The organism is Methylocystis echinoides (assembly GCF_040687965.1).
GTDB classification, from domain to species: domain Bacteria; phylum Pseudomonadota; class Alphaproteobacteria; order Rhizobiales; family Beijerinckiaceae; genus Methylocystis; species Methylocystis echinoides_A.
Genome location: NZ_CP156084.1, coordinates 3,442,398 through 3,465,094, shown reverse-complemented (window position 1 = coordinate 3,465,094; position 22,697 = coordinate 3,442,398). Strand labels below are relative to the sequence as shown.

Annotated in this window: 19 protein-coding genes; 14 read left to right on the top strand and 5 right to left on the bottom strand. The window is 65.5% G+C overall.

The window, feature by feature from the left end; translation table 11 throughout:
• Positions 1-30: 30 nt before the first annotated feature.
• Positions 31-1,773, bottom strand: coding sequence for a serine hydrolase (locus RVU70_RS16965; protein ID WP_363348400.1), 1,743 nt, complete (start codon positions 1,771-1,773; stop codon positions 31-33).
• A gap of 270 nt (positions 1,774-2,043) precedes the next feature.
• Here RVU70_RS16965 and RVU70_RS16960 point away from each other — a divergent pair, with 270 nt between their 5' ends.
• The 6 genes from RVU70_RS16960 (at position 2,044) to RVU70_RS16935 (ending at position 9,037) form a co-directional block, all read left to right on the top strand.
• The gene (locus tag RVU70_RS16960; RefSeq protein WP_363348398.1) at positions 2,044-2,382 is read left to right on the top strand and encodes a phasin family protein; all 339 of its coding nucleotides are present in this window, start codon (positions 2,044-2,046) and stop codon (positions 2,380-2,382) included.
• Positions 2,383-2,707: 325 nt separating this feature from the next.
• Positions 2,708-6,169 (top strand): DNA polymerase III subunit alpha, encoded by a 3,462-nt coding sequence (gene dnaE / locus RVU70_RS16955; RefSeq protein ID WP_363348396.1) that lies wholly within the window; start codon positions 2,708-2,710, stop codon positions 6,167-6,169.
• Between the two features lie 323 nt (positions 6,170-6,492).
• Positions 6,493-6,834: a hypothetical protein gene (locus RVU70_RS16950; RefSeq protein ID WP_363348394.1), complete on the top strand. Its 342-nt coding sequence runs from the start codon at positions 6,493-6,495 to the stop codon at positions 6,832-6,834.
• A gap of 25 nt (positions 6,835-6,859) precedes the next feature.
• The gene (gene lipA / locus RVU70_RS16945; protein ID WP_363348392.1) at positions 6,860-7,846 is read left to right on the top strand and encodes a lipoyl synthase; all 987 of its coding nucleotides are present in this window, start codon (positions 6,860-6,862) and stop codon (positions 7,844-7,846) included.
• A 169-nt stretch (positions 7,847-8,015) separates the two neighbouring features.
• Positions 8,016-8,174, top strand: coding sequence for a Flp family type IVb pilin (locus RVU70_RS16940; protein ID WP_363348390.1), 159 nt, complete (start codon positions 8,016-8,018; stop codon positions 8,172-8,174).
• A gap of 392 nt (positions 8,175-8,566) precedes the next feature.
• On the top strand, positions 8,567-9,037 hold the full coding sequence (locus tag RVU70_RS16935; protein WP_363348388.1) for an SRPBCC family protein: 471 nt from the start codon (positions 8,567-8,569) through the stop codon (positions 9,035-9,037).
• A 175-nt stretch (positions 9,038-9,212) separates the two neighbouring features.
• On the opposite strand, the gene arfB is transcribed toward RVU70_RS16935, so the two are convergent.
• Together arfB and RVU70_RS16925 are read right to left on the bottom strand one after the other, a co-directional pair.
• Positions 9,213-9,635, bottom strand: a complete 423-nt coding sequence (gene arfB / locus RVU70_RS16930) for an alternative ribosome rescue aminoacyl-tRNA hydrolase ArfB (RefSeq protein WP_363351387.1) — start codon at positions 9,633-9,635, stop codon at positions 9,213-9,215.
• A gap of 290 nt (positions 9,636-9,925) precedes the next feature.
• Positions 9,926-11,128: a bifunctional 2-C-methyl-D-erythritol 4-phosphate cytidylyltransferase/2-C-methyl-D-erythritol 2,4-cyclodiphosphate synthase gene (locus RVU70_RS16925; RefSeq protein ID WP_363348386.1), complete on the bottom strand. Its 1,203-nt coding sequence runs from the start codon at positions 11,126-11,128 to the stop codon at positions 9,926-9,928.
• 115 nt (positions 11,129-11,243) lie between these two features.
• Between RVU70_RS16925 and dusB the strand changes: the two genes are divergently transcribed.
• The 8 genes from dusB (at position 11,244) to RVU70_RS16885 (ending at position 21,214) form a co-directional block, all read left to right on the top strand.
• On the top strand, positions 11,244-12,290 hold the full coding sequence (gene dusB, locus RVU70_RS16920; RefSeq protein WP_363348384.1) for a tRNA dihydrouridine synthase DusB: 1,047 nt from the start codon (positions 11,244-11,246) through the stop codon (positions 12,288-12,290).
• On the top strand, positions 12,287-13,462 hold the full coding sequence (locus RVU70_RS16915; protein WP_363348382.1) for an ATP-binding protein: 1,176 nt from the start codon (positions 12,287-12,289) through the stop codon (positions 13,460-13,462). Before dusB ends, RVU70_RS16915 begins: the two co-directional genes overlap by 4 nt.
• A gap of 28 nt (positions 13,463-13,490) precedes the next feature.
• Entirely contained in the window at positions 13,491-14,963 is a 1,473-nt protein-coding gene (ntrC, locus tag RVU70_RS16910) for a nitrogen regulation protein NR(I) (protein WP_363348380.1), read from the top strand.
• Between the two features lie 235 nt (positions 14,964-15,198).
• Positions 15,199-17,448 (top strand): PAS domain-containing sensor histidine kinase, encoded by a 2,250-nt coding sequence (locus RVU70_RS16905; RefSeq protein ID WP_363348378.1) that lies wholly within the window; start codon positions 15,199-15,201, stop codon positions 17,446-17,448.
• The gene (locus tag RVU70_RS16900) at positions 17,448-18,812 is read left to right on the top strand and encodes a sigma-54 dependent transcriptional regulator (protein ID WP_363348376.1); all 1,365 of its coding nucleotides are present in this window, start codon (positions 17,448-17,450) and stop codon (positions 18,810-18,812) included. The genes RVU70_RS16905 and RVU70_RS16900 overlap by 1 nt, the downstream gene beginning before the upstream one ends.
• Before the next feature lie 448 nt (positions 18,813-19,260).
• Complete coding sequence (hfq, locus tag RVU70_RS16895; protein ID WP_363348374.1) at positions 19,261-19,524, top strand: RNA chaperone Hfq; 264 nt, start codon at positions 19,261-19,263, stop codon at positions 19,522-19,524.
• Between the two features lie 5 nt (positions 19,525-19,529).
• Entirely contained in the window at positions 19,530-20,882 is a 1,353-nt protein-coding gene (gene hflX / locus RVU70_RS16890) for a GTPase HflX (protein WP_363348372.1), read from the top strand.
• Between the two features lie 5 nt (positions 20,883-20,887).
• On the top strand, positions 20,888-21,214 hold the full coding sequence (locus RVU70_RS16885) for a multidrug efflux SMR transporter (protein WP_363348370.1): 327 nt from the start codon (positions 20,888-20,890) through the stop codon (positions 21,212-21,214).
• A gap of 1 nt (position 21,215) precedes the next feature.
• Here the strand turns inward: RVU70_RS16885 and RVU70_RS16880 are convergent, their stop codons facing one another.
• Positions 21,216-21,758, bottom strand: coding sequence for a cytochrome b/b6 domain-containing protein (locus RVU70_RS16880; protein WP_363348368.1), 543 nt, complete (start codon positions 21,756-21,758; stop codon positions 21,216-21,218).
• Between the two features lie 70 nt (positions 21,759-21,828).
• On the bottom strand, positions 21,829-22,635 hold the full coding sequence (mazG, locus tag RVU70_RS16875) for a nucleoside triphosphate pyrophosphohydrolase (RefSeq protein WP_363348366.1): 807 nt from the start codon (positions 22,633-22,635) through the stop codon (positions 21,829-21,831).
• Positions 22,636-22,697: the final 62 nt, after the last annotated feature.

Below are 22,697 nucleotides of genomic sequence, written 5' to 3'. Positions count from 1 at the left end.
GATCCCAGGTCGCGGACATGGCGGAGGCCCTTAGTTCTTCGTCGTGAAGCAGGCGAAGCCGGATTTTTTCAGAGCCTTGCAGGCCGACTGCGCGCTTTGTTCCTCGAGGCCGGCGAAGCGGGCGCGCCAGAGCGTCTCATTGCCCTTCTGCACCTTCTCCGTGAAGGCCCGCGCCGTGGGCGGAAATCCTTGAAGCTGGCTGCGGGCGCGCGAGAGCAGCTGGTTGGCCTTGTCCGGGTCCTCGGCGGCGCCGATCTGGATCATCCAACCGGGCCGGGTCGGCCGCGCCGCGTCGGCCTTGGCGACGCTGGTGGTCGAGCGGATCGCGGACGGCGTGGTCGTCGCGACGGTGATTTCCTTGCCTTTGGCGGCGCGGCTCGACGTCGAGCCGTCAGTGGCGGCGAGTTGCTGCTTGGCGGCGTCCTTGCCGTGTCCCTTTTTCGCGACGGGCTCTTCGACGACCCGCTTCTGAACGCCGGAGACGAACGCCGGGCGAATTTGCGCGGGCTTTTCGGCGGCCGGCTTTTCGACGACTTTCTCCCGCAGCGGAACGGCGACAGCCGGCACGGGAGCGGAATCGGCGTGACGCAATGCGCGGGGAGCGACGGTTCCGACCTCATCCGGATCGGTCGCCGGCTCCTCGGCGTAAGCGAGCCGCTCGGGCTGGCGCGCGACCGCCGGCTCGGCGACAGGTTCCGCGACGGCGACGCGACGCTCGGCCGGACGCTCAATTGCCGCCGGCGCCTCGGCGACCTCATCCGCGGCGGCGTTGTCCTCGGTGATCGCCGCCGCCGTGCGCACGGACGAGCCGCCGCCGATGTGCTGCTCGATCAGATTCGCCATGATGTGGTCGCGGCCGGCGGCCGTGGCGCCGCCCATGACGACCGCGACGATATGATGATTGCCGCGCCGGACCGAGGTCAGCAGATTGAAGCCAGACGCGCGGGTGTAGCCGGTCTTGATCCCGTCCATGCCCTCGACGCGGCCGAGCAGATGGTTGTGGTTGCCGTGCAGCGCGCCATTGTAGGCGAAGCTGTGGATGGAGAAATAGCGATAGTAGCGGGGGAAGCGGTCCTGAATCGCCCGGCCCAGAACGGAGAGGTCATAGGCCGTGGTGATCTGGGCCGGGTCGGGCAGGCCCGACGCGTTGGCGTAATGCGTGTTGCGCATGCCGAGCGCATGCGCCTTGCGGGTCATCATCTGCGCGAAGCTGCGCTCGTCGCCGCCAATATTCTCGGCGATGGCGCAGGCGATGTCGTTTGCGGACTTGGTGACGACCGCCTTGATGGCGTTCTCGACGCTGATCGTCTCGCCCGGCTGCAGGCCGAGCTTGGAGGGGGCCTGGGCGGCCGCATGGGCGGAAATCATCAGCGGCGTATCGAGCCGCAGACGGCCTTTCTCCAGCTGCTCGAACAGCAGGTAAAGCGTCATCACTTTGGTCACTGACGCCGGGTGACGCAACTCGTGTTCATTGCGGGCGTAGAGGGTCTCGCCACTGTTGCCGTCGACGACAATGGCCGCAAAACCGCGATGCTCGCCGATGATCTCGCCGCCGCCGCCCGAGGTTGACGCGGAGAAGCGGTGGCTGCGCTCGTGGCGGGCATAGACGCGATGGTGGGAGAAGTGATGGTGGAAAGCGTGATAGGACCGATGGCCGTGACGGCGCGCTTCGGCGGGGATCGCCGTGACGGCGATGAAAGCCATGATGGCCGCGAAGATCGCGGCGAGAGAGCGGGGCTGAGCCAGGCGGTCCAGCAAACTCGATTTCGACATTGGTACGCGCCCCTTACGGAACTGGCACTGGCGTGGGCGACAAGCTGAAGGCCACAGTCGCAAAAACGCTACAGTTCTTCAGGGTAAGAGAATGCGGTTACTCAGGGGTTAAGCTTTTCTGTAAATCTGACGCGGGTTTTTGCGCCGCAACAATTCTGTTGACGAAGTTTTGTGCAGCGCATATATTTTCAATGTTAGCCGGCGCGTACGCCGCGCCGCCAGGGGGCGGCGTAACGAGGATTCCGCGCCATTATTAAGAGGACGAATCCCATGGTCGCCAATTTCGATAGCGTGCAGCAGATCGGAAAAGAGCAGTTCGAGGCTGTTTCCGCAGCCGCTGCGGCGGTCACGAAGGGCTGGCAGAGCATTGCGGCCGAGACGACCGACTATTCCAAGAAATCGTTCGAGAAGAGCCGTCTGCTTGCTGAAAAGCTTATTGCGGTGAAGAAGATGGATGAGGCCTTCGCGCTTCAGACCGACTTCGCCAAGACCGCCTACGAGGATTTCGTCGCCGAGGCGAGCAAGATCGGCGAGCTTTACGCCTCCATCGCCAAGGATGTCTTCAAGCCGTTCGAGTCGGTGACGAAGACCTTCACGCCGGCCGAGTAACACAATCGGCGCCCTTTCGTCCGGGGCGGCGCCAGCGGATTTCAGCCCGGCGAGGGAAGCCTCGCCGGGCTTCGCTTTTTGGCAGGCCCGAGATGCGAGTCAGACGCTTGGCGGAGGCTCGTGAGGCCAAGTGTCTGTGAAGGCCCAAGTGTCTGAGAAGGCCCAAGTGTCTGAGGCGCTTGCCGAAGCCCCTCATGCTGAGGAGCCGCCGAAGGCGGCGTCTCGAAGCAGCAGGGGCGTCCGCCGCTATTTCTCCGTTTTCCGCGCCTGTGGACGCGCGAACTCTATTGTTTCGGCTGGTCCCACAAATCATTAGACTCCCGCCATGAGCGCGGGAACCGCTGGCTTCGTCCATCTCCATCTTCACACCGCTTTTTCGCTCCGCGAGGGGGCGCTGACGATCGGCAAGCTGATCGATCTCGCCGCGCGGGACGAACAGGCGGCGCTCGCCGTCACCGACACCAATAATCTCTTCGCGGCCTTGGAATTTTCCGAAAAGGCGGCCAAGGCCGGCATTCAGCCCATCGCCGGCGTGCAGCTGCGCGTGGATTTCGGCGACGCGAAGACGTCCGGCCCGGCGGGGCGCGACGAGGGCAAGGGCAATATCGTCCTGCTCGCCAAGTCCGAGACCGGCTATCTCAATCTCATGCGCGTCGCCTCGCGCGCCTATCTCGACACTGCGGCGGGCGACGAACCCCATGTGACGCTCGCGGCGCTGGCCGAAGACGCGGCCGAGCTGATTGCGCTCACCGGCGGGCCCGACGGGCCGCTCGACCGCATGTTTGCGGCAGGGCAGGCGGAGATCGCCAAGGCGCGGCTGGAGACGCTGCTCGGCTTGTATGGCGATCGACTCTATGTCGAACTCCAGCGCCACAAGCTTCCGATCGAGCAGGAGGTCGAGCCGCAACTTCTCGACCTGGCCTATCGCCGGGGCGCGCCGCTGGTCGCGACCAACGAGCCTTATTTTGCCGCGCGCGGCGATTTCGAGGCCCATGACGCGCTGCTCTGCATCGCAGAGGGCACGGTGACGAGCGTCGCCGACCGGCGCCGGGTGACGCCCGAGCATTATTTCAAGACGCGCGGCGAGATGCGCGCGTTGTTCGCGGATCTTGAGGAAGCCACGGCCAACACGATCGAAATCGCGCGCCGCGCCAGCTTCCGCCCGAAGACCCGCAAGCCGATCATGCCGCGCTTCTTGAGCGACGCGCCGGACGATCGCTCCTTGACCGAGGTGGAGGCCGCGGAGCTTCGCCGCCAGGCGACCGAGGGGCTCATGGCGCGGCTCGCGGCCCACGGCCCGGCCGAGGGTTTCACCCGCGACGACTATTCGGCCCGCCTCGACTTCGAGCTCTCGACGATCGAGAAGATGGGGTTTCCGGGCTATTTTCTGATCGTCTCCGATTTCATCAAATACGCCAAGGCGCAGGGGATTCCGGTGGGGCCGGGGCGCGGCTCGGGCGCGGGCTCGCTCGTCGCCTATGCGCTGACCATCACCGATCTCGACCCGCTGCGCTTCGGGCTTTTCTTCGAGCGCTTCCTCAATCCCGAGCGCGTGTCGATGCCGGACTTCGACATCGACTTCTGCCAGACGCGGCGCGGGGAGGTGATCGACTATGTCCGCGACCGCTACGGGGCCGACCGGGTGGCGCAGATCATCACCTTTGGCTCCTTCCTCGCCCGCGGCGTCCTGCGCAGCGTCGGCCGCGTGCTCGAAATGCCGCTCGGCCAGGTCGACAAGCTCGCCAAGCTCGTGCCCCAGAACCCGGCGAAGCCCGTAACGCTCGCGGAAGCCCTCGCCGGCGAGCAGAAGCTGAGAGAGGCCGCCGAACAGGACGAGCGGGTGGCGCGGCTCTTCAAAATCGCCGGGGCGCTCGAAGGACTCTATTCCAACGCGTCGACCCACGCCGCCGGCGTGGTGATTGGCGATCGGCCGCTGCACGAGGTGACGCCGCTCTACCGCGACCCGAAATCCGACATGCCGGCCACCCAGTTCAACATGAAATGGGTCGAGCCTGCGGGCCTCATCAAATTCGACTTCCTGGGCCTGAAGACCCTGACGGTGCTGGCCATGGCGGGCCAGCTCGCCCGCCGCCGCGATCCGGACTTCGACCTCGCCAAGGTTCCGCTCGACGACAAGGAAACCTACGCCATGCTCGGGCGCGGCGAGACCGTGGGCGTGTTCCAGCTGGAAAGCGCCGGCATGCGCAAGGCGCTGGTCGAGATGCACGCCGATCGCTTCGAGGACATCATTGCCCTCGTCGCCCTCTACCGGCCGGGCCCGATGGCGAACATCCCGACCTATTGCGCGGTCAAGCTCGGCGACGAGGAGGCGGATTACTACCACCCGAAGATCGAGCCCATTCTGAAGGAGACCTTCGGCGTCATCATCTATCAGGAACAGGTGATGCAGATCGCCCAGGTGCTCTCCGGCTACACGCTGGGCGAAGCCGACATGCTCCGCCGCGCCATGGGCAAGAAGATCAAGGCCGAGATGGACGCCCAGCGCGAACGCTTCGTCAAAGGCGCGGTCGAGCGGGAGGTGAAGGCCGATCGCGCCAATTTCATCTTCGACCTGCTCGCCAAATTCGCGGACTACGGGTTCAACAAGTCGCACGCCGCAGCCTATGCGCTGATCGCCTATCAGACCGCCTGGTTCAAGGCCCATTATCCGGCGGAGTTCCTCGCCGCCTCCATGACCTTCGACAAGAGCCAGACCGACAAGCTGGCCGAGTTCCGGGACGAGGCGCGCCGGCTCGGCATCGCCGTCGAGCCACCGTCGATCAAGCGCTCGGGCGTCGATTTCGACGTCGCTCCCGGCGCCGAGGGCCAGCTCACGATCCGCTATGCGCTCTCCGCCATCAAGGGCGTCGGCGAGGGGCAGGCGGAATCGATCGTCCGCGCGCGCGGCGACCGCCCCTTCACGAGCCTCTCGGACTTCGCGCGCCGGATCAATCCACGCGAAGTGAACAAAAAGGTGCTCGAAAATCTCGCCGCCTGCGGGGCCTTCGACGAGCTGGAGCCCAATCGCGCCCGCGCCTTCGCCGCCATCGAGGCCGTCCTCGCGACCGCCAACCGCCATGCCGAGGACCGCAAGGCCGGGCAGAACGCCCTCTTTGGCGAGGCCGAGGCGGACGACCTCGTGCTGCCCAAGGTCCCGCATTGGTCGGCAGGGGAGAGGCTGCGGCGCGAGTATGAAGCGGCGGGGTTCTTCCTCTCCGGCCACCCGCTCGATTCCTATGCGAGCCTCCTACCCAAATTGAGAGTGTCGCGATGGGCGGAATTCGTCGTTGACGTGAAGAAAGGCGCCACCGCCGGGCGGCTCGCGGCGGTGGTTCTGGACCGCGCCGAGCGGCGTACCAAGTCCGGCTCCAAGATGGGCATCGTCCAGCTCTCGGACACGTCTGGCCAGTACGAGGCCATTCTCTTCCAGGAGGGGCTCAACCAGTATCGCGATGCGCTGGAGAAGGGCGCAGCGGTTCTGATCACGCTTTCCGCCGCGGTCGAGGGCGACGACGTGCGCGCCCGCATTGTCACAGTCGAGCCGCTGGCTGCCGCCGCGTCCCGCGCGCATCGCGGTTTGCGGGTCATCGTCGGGGATCAGGAGCCGATCAGCGGGATCAAGAGCAAGATTGTTGGAAAGGGGGAGGGCGAAGTCTCCGTCCTGATCAGGCGGGAGATTGCGCCCGAAGAGATCGAAATTCGTCTGCCTGGCGGCTATCCGGTCACTGCCGAGATCGCCGCCGCCCTCCGGGAAATCCCGGGCGTGCTGGAGGTCGAATATCTTTGATCATGCTTTGCATGAACTTCATGCTCTAGAAGAAGTTTAAGTCTCAAACTATTGTTTTTAAAGTGTATAAATATCTTAATCCTCTTTCTCAAGTCGCCGCAGTTAAATATTGCGTTGCGTGCGGCGTTCCATGGTCGGCGGGGATCCTAAGATCGCCCGCGCCGGCGCCGGGGGCAACGCGGTCGGTACGGCCTTTCATGGATTGGTCCCGAAGCGGTGACGACGCTTCCGCAGATGCTTCTGTTCAAGCGGAACGCGGCGGCGCGTCGGACGTTAATGGTCGCGCCGCCGCGTCTGGACGAGGCGCTCCCCGGGGGACAATCATGGACGATTTGCTGGACGCAGCGCTTGGCGCTTCAGCGTCCTCTCCGCACGTACAGTTCGCCGCCTTTGTGCTGATCGGTCTCGCCGTCGGCTGGGTTCTCGTCTGCGCGCGGCCGCTGCGACTGAGAGCCTTATCGCCGGCGGTCGCCATCATGGGCGTCTGCGGCGCCTGGCTCGGCAGTGAAGCCGCCTGCCTGTTAGGGCAGGTCCCGCGGGGCGGTGGAGTCGCGCTGGCCGGCGGTCTGATCGGCGCCGCCGCCTTGTGCTACGCTTGGCGTCGGCGGCATCCCGAGCGGCCTGACGGACCGGATCACATTGCTCTTGGCCGGTTCAGCGCCTAGATAAAGGCGCAGGGGGAGGCTCCCTGTGCCCGTCATCGATCTTTTGAATAACGATCCGCGTCCCAGAACCGGCGCGCTGCGTCACCCCGAAAAAGCGGCGCGGCCGGACCAGCCCGTGTTGCGCAAGCCGCCATGGATCAGGGTAAAGGCGCCGGGCTCGAAAGCCTGGGCCGAAACCAGCGCGCTGCTGAAGGGCGCCGGCCTCGCGACGGTCTGCCAGGAAGCCGCCTGTCCCAACATTGGCGAATGCTGGGAGAAGAAACACGCCACCTTCATGATCATGGGGGAGGTATGCACCCGCGCCTGCGCCTTCTGCAACGTCGCGACCGGACTGCCGGCGCCGCTCGACGCGGACGAACCGGGCAGGGTGGCGGAGGCGACAAAAGCCCTCGGGCTCTCCCATGTCGTCGTCACGTCGGTCGACCGCGATGACCTGGCGGACGGCGGCGCCGACCACTTTGCCAGAACCATCCTGGCGATCCGGGCGTCGTGTCCCGGCACGACGATCGAGGTGCTCGCGCCCGATTTCCTGCGCAAGGACGGCGCGCTGGAGCGCGTGGTCGCGGCGGGGCCCGATGTCTTCAACCACAATCTCGAAACCGTGCCGTCTCTTTATGTAACTGTTCGCCCTGGCGCGCGCTACTTCCACTCCCTGCGTCTGCTGCAGCGCGCCAAGGAGTTGAACCCGCAGCTTTTCACCAAATCCGGGCTGATGCTCGGCCTCGGCGAGACCCGCAACGAGGTCATGCAGGTCATGGACGACATGCGCTCGGCCGAGATCGACTTCATCACGCTGGGCCAATATCTCCAGCCGACCCGCAAGCACCACCCGGTCGCCCGTTTCGTCACGCCGGAGGAGTTCGAAGCCTATAAGGCGCTCGCCTTCGCCAAGGGCTTCGCCTATGTCGCCGCCTCGCCGCTGACGCGCTCGTCGCATCACGCGGGCGAGGATTTCGAGCGGCTGCGGTTGGCGCGCGCCGCGTCGCGGGCGGCGGACGGCGCGGGCCGCTGAGCCGCCGCGCCCCGCCTTAAGCGTTACTTGATGGTCCCTTTGCGGAATGGCCCAAAGCCCGCGTCTAACTCGGTTTGAGGCCATTTCATTAACTTGACCGTGACCTTTGCCGCCTAGGGTGCATCGAAGCCGCATACTGACGGCTGAAGCTGATACGGAGCTTGCGAAAATGAACTGGTTCAAAAAGTTTATGGCCGACGATTCTGGCGCGACGGCGATTGAATACGGCCTGTTGTCGGCGCTGCTCGGCGTCGCCATCATCTCCGCGTCCAGGACCTTGGGCACCAAACTCTCGGCGACCTTCGCCAATATCACGGGCAATCTGTAGCTCTCGCTCGATTGTCAAGCTGCGGGCTCGGGAGTCCCCTTGGCCGGCAGACCATGAGACGGTGGCCGCGAAGCTGCGGGGGACGGTTACGGAAACGCGCCGAAGCGACGGTCGCACCGCGGAGCGCGCAGTTCCGCGAGAGCCGTCGCCTGCGACACTCACTGTCTCGCCCCGCGCTGAAGGCCAGTCCGGGCCTTCAGCGGGGGTCGGCGAACGCGAAGCCGCTCGGCCGGGATAGGAGCAGGGGGCGGCCCGAGCCTATGCGCGGGCTGGATCCGCTTGCGCCCCCGCGCCCGCCTTCGGGGCGGTCGTCGCGACGAATTCGCCATCGTCGGACTCAGCGCGCCGGCGACGTTTCCTCCGGCGCTGAAATCGCTTAAAACCCCGATCTTATGAAAAGCTTCCGCACGCGCCGCCACGCCGCCCACAGCGCCGCCGACATGTTCGCGCTTGTTTGCGACATCGAGACCTATCCACAGTTCGTGCCGCTCTGCGAAGCGATGAAGGTCCGACGGCGCACCGAGGTCGCGCCGGGGGTCGTCGAGCTCGTGGCTGAGATGCAAGTCGGATTCAAGGCGATTTGCGAGCGCTACACCAGCCGCGTGACCTGCGACTCGAACAAGCTCGAGGTAAAGGTCGGCTATATCGACGGGCCGTTCCGTAAGCTTGACAATCGCTGGTGCTTCCGCGAGGAGGCGCCGGGCCCCGACGGCAAGCCGCGCTCGATCATCGACTTTTTCATCGCCTATGAGTTCAAGAGCATGGCGCTCGGGCTCGTCATGGGCGCCATGTTCGACAAGGCTTTTCAAAAATACGCCGACGCTTTCGTAAAGCGCGCCGACCAGATTTACGGACGGCGCTAGCCAAGCCGCGTGTTGCGCTCGTAGCATTGGCCCAAGCTGGAGCTGCGTCCCCAGCTCCTGGCTTTTATGTTTTACGTAATTGCACGCCAATTTATGGAAAACATAAAGCGCCGCCTACGCTGCCCTCTTCCGCGTCCGGGGGGAGGCCGGGTAAGGCGGGGCGCGTGTGCGCCTCTCAATCCTGCGCAGGTTTCGTGCGCAACGCCTTGACGCCGCCGCGCAGCTTCTTGCCTTCGAGCCGGCGGATCTTCGAGCCGAGCGTTGGTTTTGTCTTGCGGCGCGGCGGCGGCGGCGGGGCGGCGGCTTCACGGATCAAATCGAGAAGACGCTCCAGCGCATCGGCCCGGTTGCGCTCCTGCGTCCGATGGCGCTGCGCCTCGATGACGATGACGCCGTCCTTGGTGAGCCGTGCGCCCGCCAGACGCTCGAGCCGCGCCTTGACGCCTTCGGAAAGACTGGGCGATCGCCTCACGTCGAAGCGCAGGCGCACGGCGGTCTCGACCTTCTGCACATTCTGTCCGCCCGGCCCCGAGGCGCGCAGAAACTCGAGTGAGATTTCCCAGTCTTCGAGCCAGAGGGATGGGGTGACGCGGATCATCATGTCGATGCCTTTCGGGCGGTCGTGCGTGACGTATCGGCGATCGGCGGCAATGGATTGTCAAGATCGACGACTGTTCTAACGTCCGTTCCAACAAGGGTGAGTATTACAAACGTTATAACGCGCGGTTTGGCGGACAATCGGCAGCCGTCTGGCCGGCCCGTTGCGAAATGGATCGCCATGGTGGGCTTAGCTTTCCGGTCGATGGGTCGGTGATCGCCCAGGGGAGTGCACGGCGCGAGACGCCCGCGCCAAGGGCGGGCGAGAGGGAGGCGCAGGCAGGACCGAGCTTAGCCCTCCGGCAGCCGTACGGTCGCGATGGCCAGAGCCGCGATCCCCTCGCCGCGGCCGGTAAACCCGAGCTTCTCCGTCGTCGTCGCCTTGATCGCCACGCGGCCGACGTCGATCCCCATGATCCGCGCCAGGCTCGCCCGGATCGCCTCGCGGTGCGGACCGATCTTCGGCGCCTCGCAGACGACCGTCGCGTCGATGTGGGCGATCATCCCGCCGCGTTCGCGCACGAGCCTGCAGGCGTGGACAAGAAAGATTTCGGAAGCGGCGCCTTTCCATTGCGGATCCGAGGGCGGGAAATGCGCCCCAATGTCGCCCTCGGCAATCGCGCCGAGCACGGCGTCGGTGACGGCGTGCATCAGAACGTCGGCGTCCGAATGTCCCGCGAGCGCATGGCTGTGGGGTATGGCGACGCCGCCGAGCCAGACCTTGTCGCCCGCGGCGAAGGCGTGGACGTCATAGCCCTGGCCCATGCGCACGTCGGGCAGGTCGGCGAGGGAAGGGGCTTTGAGCTGTTCCATGGCGCGGGCGAAATCCTGTGGCGTCGTGAGTTTGAAATTCTGCGGGTCGCCGTCGAAGACGTGAACGGCGCAACCGGCCGCCTCGGCGATCATGGCGTCGTCGGTATATTCGCGCCCGCCGGCCGCGGCGGCGCGATGGGCGGCGAGGATCAGCGAAAAGCGGAACGCCTGGGGGGTTTGCACGGCGCGCAGCCGCGCCCGGTCCGGCGTCGCGACCACGAAACCATTGGCGTCGACCTCCTTCACCGTATCGTTGAGCGGCGCGCCCGGAACGGCGGCGCCATGCGCGCGCGCGGCTTCAATGGCGCGGGCGACGAGCCCGGGGTCGGCGAAGGGGCGCGCGGCGTCGTGAACGAGCACGATCTCGGGCTCGCCTTCTCGGCCGATGGCCTCAAGTCCGTTGCGGACGCTCTCCTGCCGCAACGCGCCGCCAAGCGCGGGCGCCGAGAGCGCGGCGCGCGCCGATGCGGCGAGTTCAGAGACGGTCTCGGCGTAGAGCGCCTGGTCGTCCGGATGAATGACGACTGTCAATCTTGCGGCCGGCGCGGCGGCGTGCATCGCCTCCAGCGTGCGCGCGAGCACGCTCTTGCCGGCGAGCTTGCGATATTGCTTGGGTAGGCCTTGGCCGGCGCGTGAACCGCGCCCGCCGGCGACGACGAGAATAGAGAGTTCGGCGGCCATCGCCGCTCTGTGTCGCTTTTCTCACGTCGCGTCAAATGCCCGTCTCATAAGCGCGGCAGGGGTGACAAAAAGTCATGTTGCAAGTGCGAAGAGCGCTGCTTATGCTGTGTGCAAGATGAATAATGCCGAAATAATGGGCTCCGATGCGGCCCAGCCTGAGTTGCGGGTTGGCGCCATAAGGCTTTCCGGGCGCGCTTTCCTCGCGCCCATGGCGGGTGTGACTGACCCGGCCATGCGGCGGATCGCCGAACGCTACGGCGCCAACGTCACCGTCAGCGAAATGATCACCGCGGCCGGAGTCGCGCGCGGCGACCGCGAGACCGCGCTGCGGCTTGGCCAGTCTGGCGATACAAATTCGGCGCCGCGCGTGATTCAGATCGCCGCGCGCACTCCGTCGGAGATCGCCGTCGCGGCGAAGCATGCGGAGGACGCCGGCGCCGATTGGGTGGACATCAATATGGGCTGCCCGTGCAAGCGTGTGACCGGCGGGCTCGCCGGCGCCGCGCTTATGCGCGACCTCGACCAGGCGGCGGCGCTCATTGCCGCGGCGCGGGCCGCGATCCGCGCGCCGATCAGCGTGAAGATGCGGCTCGGCTGGGATGACGCCGCGCGAAACGCCCCGGAACTTGCGCGCCGCGCCGAAGCCGAAGGGGCCGCGCTCGTCACCGTACATGGCCGCACCCGCCAGCAGTTCTATACCGGCGCCGCCAACTGGTCGGCGATCGCCGAGGTCAAGCGGGCCGTGTCGATTCCGGTCGTCGCCAACGGCGATTGCCGGAGCCCCGAGGACGCCGCCGCAATGCTGAAGGCCTCGCGCGCCGACGCTGTCATGATCGGCCGCGCGGCGCAGGGACGCCCCTGGCTCGTCGGCGATGTCGCGCATTACCTTGCGACTGGCCGGCTCCGGGCGACGCCGGCCTTCGAGGCGCGGGGCGAGGCGGCGCGCGCGCATCTCGACGGGCTGTTGAGTCAGATGGGCGCCGTGCCGGGGCTGCGTCACGCCCGCAAACACCTCGCCGCCTATGTCGACGACGCCTTCGGCGCCGCCGGCGCGCAGATCGCCGATCTGCGCCGCGCGCTGGTGACGGCCAATTGCCCACAGGAGGCGTTCCGCCTGATCGACGCCATCTTTACTTCAGGTATGCAAGAGGCCGCCGCATGAGCCTGTCGGATCGCTCGGGACGCGACGACGCCCGCCACAAGGAGTTCGCCCCGCTCAAGATTATCGACGAGCGCGGCCGCAGCTGCGTGCTCGAGGCGCTCCCCAACGCCATTTTCACCGTCTCTCGCGAGGGGGTCATCGAAGACGCCAACGCGGCCGCCGAGTCTTTTTTCGAATTGGGCAAGCCGCTGCTCATCGGCCAGAAGATCGAGCGACTGCTGCCCTTCGGCTCGCCGCTCATCACGCTGATCCAGCATGTTCGCGACCGCGGCGCGGCGATCAACGAATATAAAGTCGACCTCGGCCGGCCCGGGCAGGAAGGCGACCGCCGCGTCGACGTGCATTGCGCGCCGCTGGCGGACGTCGAGGGTTTGGTGCTGGTCGTGCTGCAGGAACGTACAATTGCCGACAAAATAGACAGGCAGCTCAGCCACCGCGGGGCAGTTCGCTCAGTTTCCGGGCTGGCTTCCATGCTCGCGCATGAAATCAAGAATCCGCTGTCGGGCATCCGCGGCGCGGCTCAACTCCTAGAAAGCGGCCTCTCCGACGCGGACCGGGCGCTGACGCGGCTGATCTGCGAGGAAACCGACCGCATTGTCCGGCTCGTCGACCGAATGGAGGTCTTTTCCGACGCCCGGCCACTCAAGCGCGAGCGCGTCAATATTCATTCGGTGCTGGATCATGTGAAGCAGGTGGCGCAGAGCGGCTTCGCGCGGCGGATCAGATTTGTGGAGAATTACGACCCGTCGCTGCCGCCGGTGCACGCCAATCGCGACCAGCTCATTCAGGCCTTCCTCAATCTGGTCAAGAACGCCGCGGAGGCGATCGGCCACGACGCGGTGGATGGCGAAATTGAGCTGTCGACCGCGTTTCGCCCCGGGGTGAGCCTGCGCGCGCTCGGCGCAAGGAGCCCCGTCGGGCTGCCGCTCGAGTTCTGCGTGCGCGACAACGGCCCGGGCGTGCCGGACGATATCGCCGCGCATCTCTTTGATCCTTTTGTGACCACAAAAGCGTCCGGGACTGGCCTCGGTCTTGCACTGGTCGCCAAGATCGTCAACGACCACGGCGGCGTTATTGAATGCGACTCCCTTCCCAGACGCACGACCTTTCGAATCCTGATGCCGATGTATCGCGCCAAACAGGCGGAGCAGCAGGGGGACAGGCGTTCATGAGGATTTGCGTTCGCAGGAGAATGCTTTGATGACGAGAGGCGAAATACTGGTCGCCGACGACGACGCCGCCATTCGCACCGTCGTTGCGCAAGCGCTGTCGCGGGCGGGTTACGAGGTCCGCACCACCGGCACGGCCGCAACCTTGTGGCGCTGGGTGCAATCCGGCGAGGGCGATCTCGTCGTCACGGACGTGGTGATGCCGGACGAAAACGCCTTCGAGCTTCTGCCCCGCATCAAGAAGCTCAGGCCCGAGCTGCCCATCATCGTCATGAGCGCGCAAAACACCTTCATGACCGCGATCCGCGCGTCGGAGCGGGGCGCCTACGACTATCTGCCCAAGCCCTTCGACCTGAAGGAGCTTGTCGGCATCGTCGGGCGCGCCATGGCCGAGCCGCGCAAGAGCGGCGAGGAGGAGCGCCCCGAGGAGATGGAGGGCATGCCCCTCGTCGGGCGCTCGCCGGCGATGCAGGAGATCTACCGCTCGCTCGCGCGGCTGATGCAGACCGATCTGACCGTGATGATCAACGGCGAGTCGGGCACCGGCAAGGAGCTCGTGGCCCGCGCGCTGCACGATTACGGCAAGCGCAAGAAGGGTCCCTTCGTCGCCGTCAACATGGCGGCGATCCCGCGCGATCTCATCGAAAGCGAGCTCTTCGGCCATGAGAAGGGCGCCTTCACCGGCGCCAATCAGCGCTCTGCCGGCCGCTTCGAACAGGCGGAGGGCGGCACGCTCTTCCTCGACGAGATCGGCGACATGCCGATGGAGGCGCAAACGCGCCTTCTGCGCGTGCTTCAGCAGGGCGAATATACGACGGTCGGCGGCCGCACGCCGATCAAGACCAACGTCCGCATCATCGCCGCGACCAACAAGGACCTGCGCATTCTGATCCAGCAGGGCCTGTTCCGCGAAGACCTTTACTTCCGGCTCAACGTCGTGCCGCTGCGACTGCCGCCGCTGCGCGAGCGCACCGAAGACATCCCCGACCTCGTGCATCACTTCTTCAAGGTGGCGGCGAGCGAGGGGCTGCCGCAGAAATATATCGAGCAGGCGGCGCTCGACCGGATGAAGAAATATCGCTGGCCCGGCAATATTCGGGAATTGGAGAACCTGATCCGCCGCCTCGCCGCGCTGCATCCGCAGGAAGTGATTTCCGACGCGCTGGTCGAGGCCGAGCTCGACCATGAGCTGCGCCAGACGGTGACGGAAAAGCCCACAGGCAATGGCGCCGCGGCGCAGCGCGAGCTGGAGAGCGGACAGACGCTCTCGACCTCGGTCGAGCAGCATCTCGCCAAGCTGTTCCGTGATTGCGGCGACGGCTTGCCGCCGCCGGGGCTTTATCACCGAGTCATCCGGGAGATCGAAATCCCCCTGATCTCCGCCGCCTTGGCGGCGACGCGCGGCAATCAGATCAAGGCTGCCGAGCTTCTCGGCCTGAACCGCAACACCTTGCGCAAGAAAGTCAACGACCTCGACATCCGGCTGATGCGCTCCCCGCGCTGACGGCGCTCGGCTTGCAAGCCCCGACCTTCTTTGGCAGAGGGCCGAGGCTAGACTTTCATCGAGGCGGAGAGCGACCCGCCTCGTTAAAGGCCACGATCCGCCCCCACTCCCGCGAAGCGGGGCTGGCCGAGGCGGGGGCGCTGTCAATCTCCGGAGCCGAAAATCACCTGTGCAAAGCGTAGTTATGTCCGTTGCACATTTGCAACAGTGACGCCTCCGGCATATAGTTTTCGCCATGGAGCAGGCCGGCGAACAGGCGCTTACCGATAACGGCAAGGTTGCGGGTCCTCGCGCCTGGTTCGGGCCCGTCGTGGTTGTCGGCGCGGTCGGCTGCGCGCTCGCCACATTTCTGGTGACGGCCAAAGTGGGCGTGGTGTCGCCCACCGACGACCGGCTGATCGCCCTGCTTGTCGCCAATGGCGTTTTCCTCACCGTCCTGCTGGTGATGGTGATCGCCAAGGCGACGCGGCTCTACCGGGTCTGGCGACGGGGCGAAGCGGCGGCGCGGCTGCATGTGCGCATCGTCGGCGTTTTTTCGGTCATCGCCCTCATCCCGGCGATCCTCCTCGCCATCGCCGGCTCGATAACCCTGGAGCGCGCGCTCAATCCCGCCTTCATGTCGAGCGTAAAGGTCTTCGTCCACAATACGGCGCAGGCGGCGCAGGCCTTCCAGTCGAGCCAGTGTCAGGCGCTGCTGCAGGAGGCGCAGTTGACCGCCTCCGATCTCGACCGGGCGCGGGTGCTGTTCATCACCGACCGCAATTACTTCCGCCAGATTTTCGCGTCGCGCGCCAATTTCCTGGGCTTCTCGGTCGCCGCGCTGGTCAAGTCCAACGGCGAGATCATCGACCGCGTCGACGTCTCCAAGAACGCCTCGGCGATCATCATCGCCCCGCCTCAGTCGGAATTCGACAATGCGCGCAAGGGCGAGCCGCTCTGTCTGATGATCGACGACGGGAAGAGCTTCGTCGCGCTGCGAGCGCTGAGCGCCTTCGAGAACACCTTTCTTTACGTGACTCGGCCGATCGACCCCTTTGCGGTCGAATTCCCCAAGCAGGCCGACATGCTCATCAGCCGCTACGACGAATTCGACAGCTACCGCGCCGAGGTGCAGCGCGCCTTTGTGCAGATGTATGCGCTGCTGACGACCGTCATGCTGCTGTCGTCGATCTGGTTCGGGCTCGATTTCGCCGACCGACTCGTGTCGCCGATCCGCACGCTCATCGCCGCGACCGATCAGGTCTCGTCGGGCAATCTCGGCGTTCGGGTCAAGGTCGCCCGCACCCACGGCGAACTGGCCAGGCTCGGCGACGTCTTCAATAATATGACGACAGAGCTCAACCTTCAGCAGCGCCGGCTGCTCGAGGCCAACCGGCTCAACGACGAGCGCCGCGAATTCACCGAGGCGGTTCTCGCCGGCGTGCCGGCGGCGGTGATGGGCGTCGACGCCGACGGCGTCGTCACCATCTTGAACCGCACGGCCGAGGAGCTGTCGCTCAACGACGCCAAGGGGCAGGCGACGGTCGGCGCGAGCATCGCCGAGGTCATGCCCGAGATCGCGCCGCTCCTGACCGACGCCATGGAGCTGTTTCCGCGCGCGGTTCAGAGCCAGATCACCATCAAGCGCGGCGCGGCGGAGCGAACCTTCAATATCCGCGTCACCTCCGCCCGGCGGGCCGGGGAGGGCCATCCGAGCTTCGTCGTGACGCTGGACGACATAACCGATCTCGTCACGGCGCAGCGCACCTCGGCCTGGGCCGACGTCGCGCGCCGGATCGCCCATGAAATCAAGAATCCACTGACGCCGATCCAGCTCTCCGCCGAACGCCTCAAGCGCAAATATGGCAAGCTCATCCAGCAGGATCGGGAGATATTCGACCAGTGCACCGACACGATCGTGCGCCAGGTCGACGACATCAAGCGCATGGTCGACGAGTTCTCCTCTTTCGCGCGCATGCCCAAGGCGCGGCCGGAGCGGGACGACCTCAATGAATGCGTGCGTCAGGTGGCCTTTCTGATGCGCGTCGGCAACGCCGACATCGACATCGTCGAGACCCACGCGGACACGCCGCTCTACGCGCAGTTCGACCGGCGGCTGCTGTCCCAGGCGCTCACCAACATCATCAAGAACGCGACGGAAGGCATCGCCGCCCGCGAAGAGCCGGACGCGGCCGACAAGGGACGGGTGGAGATCAAGGTTTCGCGCCGCGACGGCATGGCCGAGATCGACGTCATCGACAATGGAAAGGGCTTCCCGGCGATGAACCGTCAGCGGCTGCTCGAGCCGTATATGACGACGCGCGCCGACGGCACGGGCCTCGGCCTGCCTATTGTCGCCAAGATCATAGAGGATCACGGCGGACGGCTGGAGCTCCTCGATGCGCCGTCGGGTCGCGGGGCATGCGTGCGGCTCATCCTGCCGCTGGCCGACAGCGTCGAAAACCAGCCTGAGACCGAAATATCTACTGAAACGAGCGGGGCCTGATGGCGAGCGACATTCTTATCGTCGACGACGAAGCAGACATTCGTGAATTGGTCGCAGGCATTTTAGGCGACGAAGGTCATGGGACGCGGACCGCCAAGGACGCCGACGAGGCGCTGGCGGCGGTCGCTGCGCGGCGGCCGCATCTGATTTTCCTCGATATCTGGCTGCAAGGCTCGCGGCTCGACGGGTTGCAGGTGCTGGAGCAGATTCAAAAGCAGCACAAGGGCCTTCCCGTGGTCATGATTTCCGGCCACGGCAACATCGAGACCGCGGTCAGCGCCATCAAGATCGGCGCTTACGACTTCATCGAGAAGCCGTTCAAGGCGGACCGTCTCGTGCTCGTCGCCGAGCGCGCGCTCGAGGCCTATCAGCTGCGCCGCGAACTCTCGGCGTTGCGCCAGCGGGCCGGGGCCTTCGACCGCATCGTCGGCTCGTCGCCGGCGGCGAATCAGCTTCAGCAGCTCATCGCCCGCGTCGCGCCGGTGAACTCCCGCGTGCTCATCACCGGCGCTCCCGGCACGGGCAAGGAGCTGGCGGCGCGGTGCATCCACGACGCCTCGCAGCGCGCCGGCGGGCCCTTCGTGGTCATCAATTCCGCGACGATTACGCCGGAAAACATGGAGATCGAGCTCTTTGGGCGCGAAGGGGCGGACGGCGAGCGCAAGATCGGCGCGCTGGAAGAGGCGCACGGCGGCACGCTGTTCCTCGACGAGATCGCCGACATGCCCAAAGACACGCAGGCCAAGATCCTGCGCGTGCTGGTCGACCAGACCTTCCAGCGCGTCGGCGGCTCCACCAAGGTTCAGGTGGACGTGCGCGTGATTTCGTCCTCCGCGCGGGACCTCGCGTCGGCCATAGAGGAGGGGACGCTCCGCGAGGACCTGTTCCATCGACTTGCGGTTGTGCCGATCCGGGTGCCGTCCCTCGCCGAGCGGCGGGAGGACATTCCCGCCCTCATCGACTACTTCATGGAGAACATGTCGCTCGCCTCCGGCATGCCGCGGCGCAAAATCGCCGAGGACGCGCTTGCGGTCCTTCAGTTGCATGACTGGCCAGGAAACATCCGGCAGTTGAAGAACAACGTCGAGCGTCTGATGATTCTCACCGCCGGAGAGCCGGGCGCCGCGATCACGGCCGAGATGCTGCCGGCCGACGTCGGCGAACTTGTCCCGGCCACGCCGGCGGGCGTAAGGGGCGAAAAGCTGATGAGCCTGCCGCTGCGAGAAGCCCGCGAAGTCTTCGAGCGCGAATATCTCGTCGCTCAGCTCAACCGCTTCTCCGGCAATATTTCACGAACTGCCGAATTTATCGGCATGGAGCGCTCGGCCCTCCACAGGAAGCTGAAGTCGCTCGCGATAGACTAATAAAATCAAGTTTTTTTGCAAAGCTCCTCATCCTCTTCATGAGGATGAGGAGAGGTGAGCGAATGGCCCCGTCGCAGGTTGGCGCCGGCCTCGAGCCCGAGGCGACCTGCGGTACGGGCGATCGCCAAGCCCCAGAGGGGCGACCGCCTGGAACGCGGGGCCGGCGCGGCAAGGAACAGCTTTCAACGCGCTGAGGTTGTCGCTCTCGAGCTTGGCTGATATTCCAACTGGTGGCTGCGGCTATGTTTGGCGGCTATGTTTATAGGCCTCAACTGCAGGCGCGGGGTCCCGCTCCCACGGCGCGGCAACCCGCGCCTTGTGCCCGATTCCGCCTTGCGCTCTGTCAATCGAAGGGTTCTAATGCGCGCCTGCGGAGGCCAAAAATCAAACGATAACCGGGGGGCGGCCTCAAACCGCTCGGCTCAATCAAAAAACAACAGGAAAGCCGATGTCGTCGGAGCGTTCGCAAAATCTTCAGGATACATTTCTGAATTTCGTTCGGAAAAACAAAGTTCCGCTCACCATCTTCCTCGTCAATGGGGTGAAATTGCAGGGCATTGTCACCTGGTTCGACAATTTCTGCCTGTTGCTGCGGCGCGATGGTCACTCGCAACTCGTCTATAAGCACGCCATATCGACCATCATGCCGGGTCATCCGATCCAGATGTTCGAGCCGGGCGACGACGAGGCGCCCGCGGAGAAGCAGCGGTAGAAATTTTGAACGAGGAACAAACAGGAAATGAACGCGCGTCGGGCCACGGCCAGACGCGCGCGATCGTGGTTGGCCCCTATCCGACGCGGGGGCCGGCGGCGCTCTCGCGGGACGCGCAGGCGCGTCTGTCGGAAGCCGTGGGGCTGGCCCAGGCCATCGACCTCGACATTGTCGGCGAGATTCCAATTGCGCTGAGCGAGGTGCGTCCGGCCACTTATCTCGGCAAAGGCAAGGTCGAAGAGATCGCCGAAGCCGTCAAGGAAAAGGAGGCGGGGCTCGTCAGCATGGACTGCCAGCTTTCGCCCGTGCAGCAGCGTAATCTCGAAAAGGCCTGGGACGCAAAAGTCATCGACCGCACCGGGCTCATCCTCGAGATCTTCGGGCAACGCGCCCGCACCAAGGAGGGTTCGCTCCAGGTCGAACTCGCCCATCTCGCCTATCAAAAGTCCCGGCTCGTGCGCTCCTGGACCCATCTCGAACGCCAGCGCGGCGGCTTCGGCTTCCTCGGCGGTCCCGGCGAGACCCAGATCGAGACCGACCGCCGCCTGATCGAGGAGCGGATGCGACGCATCGAGCACGACCTCGACAAGGTGAAGCGCACCCGCGGCCTGCACCGCAAGACGCGGCGCGACGTGCCTTATCCGGTCGTCGCCCTCGTCGGCTACACCAACGCGGGCAAGTCAACGCTGTTCAATCGCCTCACAAAGGCGGAGGTGCTGGCGCAGGACATGCTCTTCGCCACGCTCGACCCGACGTTGCGGCAAATCCGCCTGCCGCATGGGGCCCGGGTGCTGCTCTCCGACACTGTGGGCTTCATCTCCGACCTGCCGACCATGCTCGTCACCGCCTTCCGCGCGACGCTGGAGGAGGTGACGCTCGCGGACGTCATTTTGCATGTGCGGGACGTGTCCCATGAGGATTCCGAGGCCCAGGCCCGCGACGTCGAGGCCATTCTCGAAGAATTGGGGCTGAAAGGCGAGGCGGAGGGGCGGATTATCGAAGTATGGAACAAGATCGACGCGCTCGATCAGGAACGTTGCGAGGCGCTGAAGCTTGCCGCGCGCGGCTATGAACCGGGACGGCGCCCCGCAATGGTGTCGGCGCTCACGGGCGAAGGCCTCGATATGCTGCTGGCGCGCATCGAGAACCTGCTCGCGGAAAGCCGCATGACGCTTGCGCTGGAGCTTGCGCCGGAAGACGGGCAGGGGCTCGCCTGGCTGCACGCCCACGCCGAAGTTCTGTCGCGCGAAACGCGTGAAGACGGCGGCTCTCGGCTCGTGGTGCGCGTCGCGCCCGAGCGGGCGGAGGAGGTCAGGCGTCGCTATGGCGCGGCGGCGCCAGCGGAAAGAGGCGGGTAGCGCCCATGCACTGGCTCTATCTCGGGGTCGCCATCGTCTCGGAAGTCATTGCGTCGTCGGCGCTCCCAGCGTCGGGTGGCTTTCGACAACCGTTGCCGACGCTCGTCGTCGTCGCGGGTTACGTGGCGGCCTTTTATTTTCTGTCGCTCACGCTGGAGGCCATACCGCTCGGCGTCGCCTATGCGGTCTGGTCGGGCGTCGGGCTTGCTCTGATCTCGCTCGCGGGCTGGGTGTTCTATCGGCAAAGCCTCGGGGCGGCCGAATTACTCGGCATCCTGCTCATCGGCGCGGGGGTCGTGGTCCTGAAATTCGGCGGCAAGGCCGGCGCATGAATTAGTCCCGCGCCGGGAGCATGCGCCGCAGCGTGCCGTCGTTCAGCAGATAGTGATGCGCGAGCGCCGCTGCGGCGTGCGCCATCACGAGCACGATCAGAAGATGCGCCAGAAACTCGTGAATTTCTTTTGAATTGTGCTTGAGCTCGCGGTTCTTGGGCCAGGGCGAGGGGATGTCGGAGAGGCCGAACAAGGTCAGCGCCTCGCCGCCATGGAACAGCGTGACGACGCCAACGACGGGCACTGCGAGGAGCAAAGCGTAAAGAGCGAGGTGGAGGGCCTTGGCGGCGATCTGCGCCGTGGGGCCGAAGCGCGTCGGCTCGGCGGCCGGGACGGGAGCAATGAATCGCCAAGTCACCCGCAGCGCCAGCAGGAGAACAATCGACTCGCCGAGAATGACATGCACGAATTCGCCCGTGTGACGGATGGGTCCGCGCGGCAACTCGTCGCCCACCAGGCCAAGCGTCCAGGCCGCGAAGACGCAGAAGACCGTGAGCCAGTGGAAGGCCTGTGCAGGCGGGCTGTATCGTGACTCATTGCTCATTTGGGGCGGCCGTCTTTCAAGCGATTGGCTGGCCTTAGCGCGGCCACGGGCGGAAATTATGGCGCCGCCGTCAGGCGCCCTTCTTTTCCAGTCGCTTGGCCTCGGTCCACAGCGCCTCCATGTCATCGAGCGAAGCGGCCTCGGGCGTCACGCCCTGTTCCGCGAGACGCCGTTCGATATGGTGGAAGCGCCGCTCGAATTTGGCGTTGGCGCCGCGAAGGGCCTGTTCCGGATCGACGTCGGCGTGTCGCGCGAGATTGGCGACGACGAAAAGCAGATCTCCGATTTCCTCTTCGAGCGCCTGTGGATCGATGGCGGGATCGGAAAGTTCGGCCGCGACTTCTTCCGTCTCCTCGCGGATTTTGCCGAGGACATGCGCTGCGTTGTTCCAGTCGAAGCCGACCTTGGACGCCTTGCGCTGGAGTTTCACCGCGCGGGTGAGAGCGGGCAGGGCGAGCGGAACGCCGTCGAGCAGGCTCTCGGGCGCCGAGGCGGCCTTGGCGGCTTTCTCGGCCGCCTTGATCTCATCCCATTGCGCCGTAACGCCCTCGGCGGTCAACGCGTCGGTTTGCGCAAAAACATGCGGATGGCGGCGGATGAGCTTTTCACAAATGGCGGCCACGACATCGGGAAAGGCGAAGGCGCCCTGCTCCTGAGCCATGCGCGCATGAAAAACGACCTGCAACAGCAGGTCGCCGAGCTCGTCCTTGAGTTCGTCGAGATCGCCGCGCTCGATTGCGTCGGCCACCTCATAAGCTTCTTCGACCGTATAGGGCGCGATGGAGCGGAAATCCTGCTCGAGATCCCAGGGGCAGCCGGTTCCTGGGGTGCGCAAGGCGGCCATGATCTCGATGAGGCGCGAAATGTCGCCGGACATGTCTTTCCCACAAAAAGAAAACGCCGCGTCGCCCTTCGCGGGAACGCGGCGTCGGATCGGAT